The 7,543-nt window shown below is 75.0% G+C and carries 5 protein-coding genes; 3 read left to right on the top strand and 2 right to left on the bottom strand.

Annotated features, from left to right (window positions below; translation table 11 throughout):
• Positions 1-176: 176 nt before the first annotated feature.
• On the bottom strand, positions 177-929 hold the full coding sequence (locus CRM73_RS17275) for a YoaK family protein (RefSeq protein WP_017833390.1): 753 nt from the start codon (positions 927-929) through the stop codon (positions 177-179).
• 77 nt (positions 930-1,006) lie between these two features.
• Here CRM73_RS17275 and CRM73_RS17270 point away from each other — a divergent pair, with 77 nt between their 5' ends.
• Entirely contained in the window at positions 1,007-3,802 is a 2,796-nt protein-coding gene (locus tag CRM73_RS17270) for a cation-translocating P-type ATPase (RefSeq protein WP_229588611.1), read from the top strand.
• Between the two features lie 30 nt (positions 3,803-3,832).
• On the opposite strand, the gene CRM73_RS17265 is transcribed toward CRM73_RS17270, so the two are convergent.
• Positions 3,833-5,416, bottom strand: a complete 1,584-nt coding sequence (locus CRM73_RS17265) for a cation:proton antiporter family protein (RefSeq protein WP_229588610.1) — start codon at positions 5,414-5,416, stop codon at positions 3,833-3,835.
• A gap of 124 nt (positions 5,417-5,540) precedes the next feature.
• On the opposite strand from CRM73_RS17265, the gene CRM73_RS17260 reads away from it, so the two are divergent.
• Together CRM73_RS17260 and CRM73_RS17255 are read left to right on the top strand one after the other, a co-directional pair.
• Complete coding sequence (locus CRM73_RS17260; RefSeq protein WP_017833394.1) at positions 5,541-6,932, top strand: MFS transporter; 1,392 nt, start codon at positions 5,541-5,543, stop codon at positions 6,930-6,932.
• A partial coding sequence (locus CRM73_RS17255) for a DNA glycosylase AlkZ-like family protein (RefSeq protein ID WP_229588609.1) occupies positions 6,929-7,543 on the top strand: 615 nt, incomplete at its 3' end. The genes CRM73_RS17260 and CRM73_RS17255, both read left to right, overlap by 4 nt.

Genomic DNA, 7,543 nt, shown 5'->3' with positions numbered 1-7,543 from the left:
GGCGGCCGGCGCCGACGAGGAGCGCCTCCGGGCCTGGACGCTCGTCCGGTGCGCCGTGGCGGCCCGGGACGAGGCTCGCCGCCCCACCGGCGCCCCGCACCGCGAGGTCGGCCGGCTGGTCCAGCTGTGCAAGGCCGTGCAGCGGGGCGCCTGAGGCACCGTCCTCGCGCCCGGGCTCAGGAGGTGGGGGAGCGGCGGAAGCCCAGGTCCGCGGCGAGCGGGCGCCACGCCGCCACGAGCAGGGTGAGCGCGGTGGGCACGAGGACCGGGAAGCCCGCGGCCAGATAGCCCAGGGCGCCGAGCACCCCGCCGGCGAAGAACAGCCCCACGAGCGCGGCCAGCAGCCTGAGCTTCCCGGCGTCGCCGGTCACGGGGTCCGCGTCCGCGAGCCGGTTGCGGTAGAGGAACTTGCCGAGCTCGATGCCGATGTCCGTGACCATGCCCGTCACGTGGGTGGTGCGGATCTGGGCGCCCGAGATCTTGGTGATCACCGCGTTCTGCAGGCCCATGGTGAACGCGAGCACCGGGACGAACAGCAGGTCCCGGTGCGCCCAGGTCAGGCTCTCGGCCAGCAGGCCGAAGACGAGCATGAGCAGGCCCTCGAGCAGCAGGACGTTGGCGTAGCGGCTGTGCAGCCCGCGGCGCCGCGCCCAGTTGAACATCAGCGCGCAGCACGCGGCCCCGGCCGTGAAGGCGAGGACGGCCAGGACGCCGACCGCCACGAGCCGCAGGTCGCCCAGCACGAGGTGGTCGGCGACCATCGCGGTGAGCCCCGTCATGTGGGAGGTGTACACGGCCACGGCCACGAAGCCCACGGAGTTGAGCACCCCCGCCACCAGGGCGAGCAGGTAGGCGAGGTGCCGGTTGAGGGCGGGCGTGCGGCGGGGTCCCGCGACGTTGAGCAGGTAGCGGTCGATCCGGGCCCTCATGCCGCGAGCCTAGTCCGGGGAGCCCACCGGCGGCGTCACGGGGCCCGCGGCGCCGCCGGCGGGACGAGAATGGGGGCGTGGCCACCGAGCGCGTGCACCAGGACCCGTCCCTCCGCGCGGCGGGCGAGCTCCTCGCCGAGCTGGACGTGGAGCCCGCCCTCGGGCTGAGCGCGGAGCAGGCCGGGGCCCGGCTGGCCCGGTACGGGCCCAACGAGCTGCGCACCGCCCCGCGGGTGCCGCGGTGGCGCAAGGTCCTCGCCCAGTTCCAGGACCCGCTGATCTACCTGCTCCTGACCGCGATCGCCGTGTCCGTGGTCGCCTGGGTCGCGGAGGGCGCCCGCGGGGTGCCGGTGGACGCGGTGGTCATCGCCGTGATCGTGGTGGCCAACGCGGTGCTGGGCCGCGTCCAGGAGGGGCGGGCCGAGGACGCGGTCGCGGCGCTGGCCGTGCTGACGGCGGCGAACTCGACCGTGGTGCGGGACGGGCGCCTGACCACGCTCCCCTCGGCCCAGCTGGTGCCCGGCGACGTCCTGGCCCTCGCCGAGGGGGACGCGGTGGGGGCGGACGCCCGCCTGCTCTCCGCCGCGTCCCTGCGCGTGCAGGAGGCGTCCCTGACCGGGGAGTCGGAGGCGGAGCTCAAGGACCCGGCCGTGCTGCCCGCTCCGGTCCCGCTCGGGGACCGGCGGAACATGGTCTACAAGGGCACGGCCGTGGTGTCGGGGGTGGGCCGCGCGGTGGTCGTGGCCACGGGCATGGACACCCAGGTGGGCGCGATCGCCGAGATGCTGGAGCGCACGGAGGCCGAGCCCTCGCCGCTGCAGCGCGAGATCACGGCCGTGTCCCGGTCGCTGGGCCTCATCGTGGTCGGCGTCGCCGTGGTGGTCATGGCCACGGTCGTCCTGGTCAGCGGGGTGCGCGGCGTGCAGGACCTCGTGACGGTCCTGCTGCTGGGCGTCTCCCTCGCGGTCGCGGCCGTCCCGGAGGGCCTGCCCGCGATCCTGTCCCTGGTCCTGGCTATCGGGGTGCGGGCGATGGCCCGCCGGCAGGCCGTGGTCAAGGACCTGCACTCCGTGGAGACGCTCGGCGCGGCCTCGGTGATCTGCTCCGACAAGACCGGCACGCTCACCCGCAACGAGATGACCCTCAAGGTGCTCGTGACCCCGTCCGGCACGGTGGAGCTCTCGGGCACGGGGTACTCCCCGGAGGGCGAGGCCAGGGTCGTGACCGGGGGCGCGCCCGCCGCGCAGGTCCTGCAGGAGGCGCGGGGCGTGCTGGTGGGCGGGGCGCGCGCCAACAACGCCCAGCTCAACGAGGCCGCCGGCGTGTGGACCGTGCAGGGCGACCCCACCGAGGCGGCGTTCCTCACCGCCGTGCACAAGCTCTACGGCGCCGCCGACCGGGCGGACGACTTCTCCCGGGCCCAGGAGATGCCGTTCACCTCCGAGCGCCGGATGATGTCCACCCTCGAGATCGAGACGGACTCCGGGCACCGGTACCTGTTCACCAAGGGCGCCCCGGACGTCCTCATGGACCGCTGCACCGGGGTGCGCGTCGGGGACGCCGTCGAGCCGTTCGACGCCGCGCGACGCCGGGACGCCGCCGCGGCCGTCGAGGAGCTGTCCGGGCAGGCGTTCCGCACCCTGGCGGTCGCCGGCCGGCGGGTCCGGGAGCGCGAGGCCGCGGAGCTCGGGGAGGCGGCGGAGCGGGACCTGGTCTGGCTCGGCGTGGTGGGCGTCCTCGACCCGCCGCGGGAGGAGGCCGCGGCGGCCGTGGCGCAGGCCCGGGCCGCCGGGGTGCGCACGATCATGATCACCGGCGACCATCCGGTGACGGCCGCCCGGATCGCCGCGGACCTGGGGATCGTGCCCCCGGGCTCGCCCGCGCTCACCGGGGCGCAGCTGGGCGAGCTCACCGGGGACGGCTTCCTCGACGCCGTGCGGGACGTCTCGGTCTTCGCCCGGGTGGCCCCGGGCCACAAGCTGCGGATCGTCGACGCCCTGCAGGCCCAGGGCCACGTCGTCGCCATGACCGGGGACGGCGTCAACGACGCGCCGGCCCTCAAGGCCGCCGACATCGGCGTGGCCATGGGCATCACGGGCACGGAGGTTACCAAGGAGGCCGGGCGGATGATCCTCGGCGACGACGACTTCGCCACCATCGTGGTGGCGATCCGGCAGGGCCGGGTCATCTTCGAGAACATCACGAAGTTCCTGCGCTACCTGCTGTCCTCGAACCTGGGGGAGGTGGCCACCGTGTTCTTCGGCGTGCTCCTCGCCGGCGCCCTGGGGCTGACGGACGCGGCCGGCGGCGCGATCGCCGTGCCGCTGCTGGCCACCCAGATCCTGTGGATCAACCTCGTCACCGACTCCGGTCCGGCCCTGGCCATGGGCGTGGACCCCGAGATCGACGACGTCATGGCCCACCCGCCGCGCCGGCCCGACGAACGGATCCTCGACGCGCCGATGTGGGGGCGGATCGCGCTGCTCGGCCTGGTGATGGGCGCCTCGACCCTGCTGACCATCGACATCTTCCTCCCCGGGGGGCTGGTGCCCGGCCAGGACTCCCTCGACGTGGCCCGCACCGCCGGGTTCACCGCGCTCGTGCTCGCCCAGCTGTTCAACGCCCTGAACTCCCGCTCCGAGCTCGCGAGCGCCTTCCACCGGCTGTTCGTCAACCCCTGGCTGTGGGGTGCCCTGGCCCTCGCCGCCGCCCTGCAGGTGCTCGTGGTGCACGTCCCGGTCCTCCAGGTCGCCTTCGGCACCGCACCGCTGGACCTCGTCCACTGGGCGGTCGCGGTGGGCATGGCGTCCCTCGTCCTGTGGGTCGAGGAGCTGCGCAAGCTCGTCCGCCGGGCCCTGGCGCGCCGGGGCTGACGGGGCCGGTGCCCGCCGGCACCGGCGCGGTCAGTCGGGCCGGCGGCCGAGGGCCTCGACGGTCTCGGCGGCCAGGGCGATGCCGGCGCCGCTGTAGAGGTTGAAGACCGTCCGGACCCCGTGCCCGCGCAGCTCCTGCACCTCGTCGTCGTACTGCGCCACGGCGGCCACGACCCCGTCGAAGCCCGTGGCGCTCAGCTGCTGGAGGGCCACGAGGTTGGAGCCGTGGAAGGGCATCGCCAGCACGGCGACCTGCACGTGGCCGGTCGCGATCACCCGCTCCCAGAACTCCTGGTCGGTCGCGTCGGCCTCCTGGACGTCGATCCCCTGCGCCCGCAGCCGCTCCACGCGGTCCGTGGCGTTCTCGATGCCCACCACGGAGAAGCCGTGCTCCTCGGAGAGCTCCCGGTAGGCCGCCTGCCCCACCCGGCCCATGCCGAGCACGAGCACCGTGGCGTGGCTGATGTCGATGGGACGGTCCTCCGGGTGCAGCCGGTCGTCCGGGTGCTCCGGGAGCCGCCGGGCGAGGGTGCTGGTCAGGGAGGAGCCGCGCCGGTTGACCAGGGCCGAGATCACGAAGCTCAGGGCGACGGCCACGGAGAGCATCACCAGCCAGTCGCCGTCGAACATCCCGGCCGAGACGCCGATGGCCCCCACGATGAGGGCGAACTCCGAGTGGTTGCCCAGCGCGAGGCCCGTCCGCAGCGACGTGCGGCGGCGCAGCCCGAACATCCACAGCAGCAGCACGAACAGCATCGCCTGGACCGGCAGGAGGCCCAGGAGCAGCACGCTCATGGCGAGCATCTCGAGGGTCGGCATCCCGTGGAAGCCGATCGAGACGAAGAACGCGACCAGCAGGAGGTCCTTGAGCGTGAACAGGGTGCGGGACAGCTCGCCCGCGTTGGTGTGCGAGGCCAGGAGCATGCCGACGAGCAGCGCCCCGAGGTCCCCCTTCAGGCCCACGGCCGAGAAGGCGATGTAGCCGGGCACCAGGGCCATGGCGACGCCGAACAGGGCCTGCAGCTCCCCGTGGCCGATGCCGTCCCAGATCCGGCGGAACACCCACGCCGCCGGCAGCAGCAGCACCAGGGCCAGGGCCCACGGGCTCGGCGGGTGCTCGCTGGTGACGGTGATGAACGCGACGGCGGCGACGTCCTGGATGATGAGGATGCCGATCGCCACGCGCCCGTAGAGCGACGTCGTCTCGCTGCGCTCCTCGAGGACCTTGAACACCAGGACCGTGCTCGAGAAGGACAGGGCGAACCCGGCCAGCAGCAGCGCGCGGAGGTTCTCGCCCGGCAGCTGCAGCCCCACCAGCATCAGCAGGCCCAGGAGCCCCGCCCCGAGCGCCGTGCTCAGGACCATGTGGATCCCGGCCGTCCCCCAGACCTCCCGGCGCAGCAGCGACCGGGCGTCGAGCTTGAGACCGATGCCGAACAGCATGAGGGTCACGCCGACGTCCGCCAGCTGGTCGAGGGCGGGGAGCCGCTCCACGCCCAGGCCGTTGAGCACGAAGCCGGCCGCGAGGAACCCGATCAGGGGCGGCAGCCGCGCGAGGACGGCCAGGGCACCGGCCCCGAAGGCGACGACGAGATAGATGGCAACCGTGGACACAGTCAGCTCCCTCGCCGGCCGGTGGTGTGGTCCCTCCAGTCTAGGGCGGGCGCCCCCGGGGACCGGCGCGGCCCCGAGCGCCTACAGTGGTCGCAGCACAGCGCAGCGAGGGAAGGACCGGAGCATGCACGAGAGCCAGCGGCCCGGCGCCGCCGCGTCCGCCCCGACGCGCTCCCAGCGGCTGGACCGGCTGCCGTTCACCACCGAGCACCGGAAGCTCCTCGTCGGCTCCGGCGTCGGCTGGGCCCTGGACGCCATGGACGTGGGCCTGATCTCGTTCGTGATGGCCGCGCTCGCCCAGGAGTGGGGCCTGGGCTCCGGGGAGCTGTCCCTGCTCGCCTCGATCGGCTTCGTGGGGATGGCCGTGGGCGCCAGCCTCGGCGGGCTGCTGGCCGACCGGCTCGGCCGGCGCCAGGTCTTCGCCCTGACCCTGCTGGTCTACGGCACGGCCACCGGCGCGTCCGCGCTCGTCGGGTCCCTCGCCGCGCTGGTGGTCCTGCGGTTCGTGGTGGGCCTCGGCCTCGGCGCCGAGCTGCCCGTCGCCTCCACCCTCGTCTCCGAGTACGCGCCCCGGCGAATCCGCGGCCGCGTGGTGGTGGTCCTCGAGTCCTTCTGGGCCGTCGGCTGGATCCTCGCCGCCCTCGTGGGCTACTTCGTGGTGCCGTCCTCCCCGGACGGCTGGCGCTGGGCGCTCGTCGTCGGGCTCGTGCCGGCCCTCTACGCCGTGGTGGTGCGCCGGGCCCTGCCGGAATCCGTGCGCTTCCTCGAGCACCGGGGCCGGACGGACGAGGCCGAGGCCGCGGTGCGCCGGTTCGAGCGGGCGCGGCCGCTGGGCCGCTCCCGGGCCGAGACCCCCGAGCAGGCCCGGGCGGCCGAGGCGCACGGTCCGCGCCCGGCGGAGGACGCGAGCGGGATCTGGGCCCCGACCCTGCGGCGGCGCACGGCGGCGCTGTGGACCGTCTGGTTCTGCATCAACTTCGCCTACTACGGGGCGTTCACCTGGCTGCCCACCCTGCTGCTCCAGCAGGGCCTCACGCTGACGACCTCCTTCGGCTACGTCCTGGTCATCACGCTCGCCCAGCTGCCCGGCTACGCCGCGGCCGCCTGGCTCATCGAGGTCTGGGGCCGCCGGATCACGCTGGCCGTGTTCCTCGGGGGCTCCGCGGTGAGCGCCCTGCTCTTCGGCATCGTCTCGATGGGCAGCATCGTGCTCCCGTGGCAGGTGATCGGCTCCGGCATGGCGCTGTCCTTCTTCAACCTGGGCGCGTGGGGGGCCCTGTACGCGATCGGCCCCGAGCTCTACCCCACCGCGCTGCGCGGGACGGGGACCGGGGCGGCGGCGGCGTTCGGCCGCGTCGCCTCGATCCTCGCCCCGCTGGCCGTGCCGGCGCTGCTCGCGCTCGGCGGGGAGCGCTACGACGTCGTCACCGTCTTCGCCGTCTTCGGCGCCGCCTTCCTCGTGGCCGCCCTCTCCGCGTTCGCCCTGCCCGAGCAGCGGGGACGGGCCCTGCAGTGAGCTCCCCGGCCGTCCTGACGGACCGCGAGATCGGCCTCGCCCGGCTCGCGGCCCACGGGCTCGTGCGCCCGGAGGACGTGGCGCCCGAGGACGTGGTGCGCGCCCTCGGGGCCGTCCAGGCCCAGGACCTGCCCGGCGCCCTGGTGTCGGTCGCCCTGCGGCGGGCCGGCGGGTCCGACGGCCTGCGGCAGGCCTTCGACGACGGCCGGATCGTGCGCACGTGGCCCATGCGCGGGACCCTGCACCTGGTGCCCGCCGAGGACCTGCGCGCGTGGCTGGCGGTCCTGGGTCCCCGCACCGTCGCCTCGACGTCCGCCCGGCGCCGGGCCCTGGGCATCGACGAGCGGCTCGACGCGGCCCGGGAGAGCGCCCTCGCCGCGCTGCGCCACGGCCCGCAGCCCCGTGAACGCCTGCACGCCGCGTGGGAGGAGGCCGGGCTGCTGGGCGAGCCTGGCCGGGCCTACCACCTGATGCTCGCCCTGCACCTGGACGCGACCCTGTGCCTGGGCCCGCTGACGGCGGACGGCCGGGACCAGCTCGTGGTGCCCGTCGCGGACTGGGTCCCCGCCGCGGGGGAGGAGGCGGCCGTGCCCGGGGCGGCCGCCGGCGGC

The sequence above is a fragment of the Kocuria sp. CCUG 69068 genome (genome assembly GCF_020833785.1).
GTDB classification, from domain to species: Bacteria; Actinomycetota; Actinomycetes; order Actinomycetales; family Micrococcaceae; genus Kocuria; species Kocuria rosea.
This window is presented reverse-complemented; position numbering and strand designations above follow the sequence as displayed.

What these genes read in the sequence shown, in the direction of transcription:
- CRM73_RS17275 (WP_017833390.1), bottom strand. Translation starts at nt 929, where the DNA reads ATGAGGGCCCGGATCGACCGCTACCTGCTCAACGTCGCGGGACCCCGC.
- CRM73_RS17260 (WP_017833394.1), top strand. Translation starts at nt 5,541, where the DNA reads ATGCACGAGAGCCAGCGGCCCGGCGCCGCCGCGTCCGCCCCGACGCGC.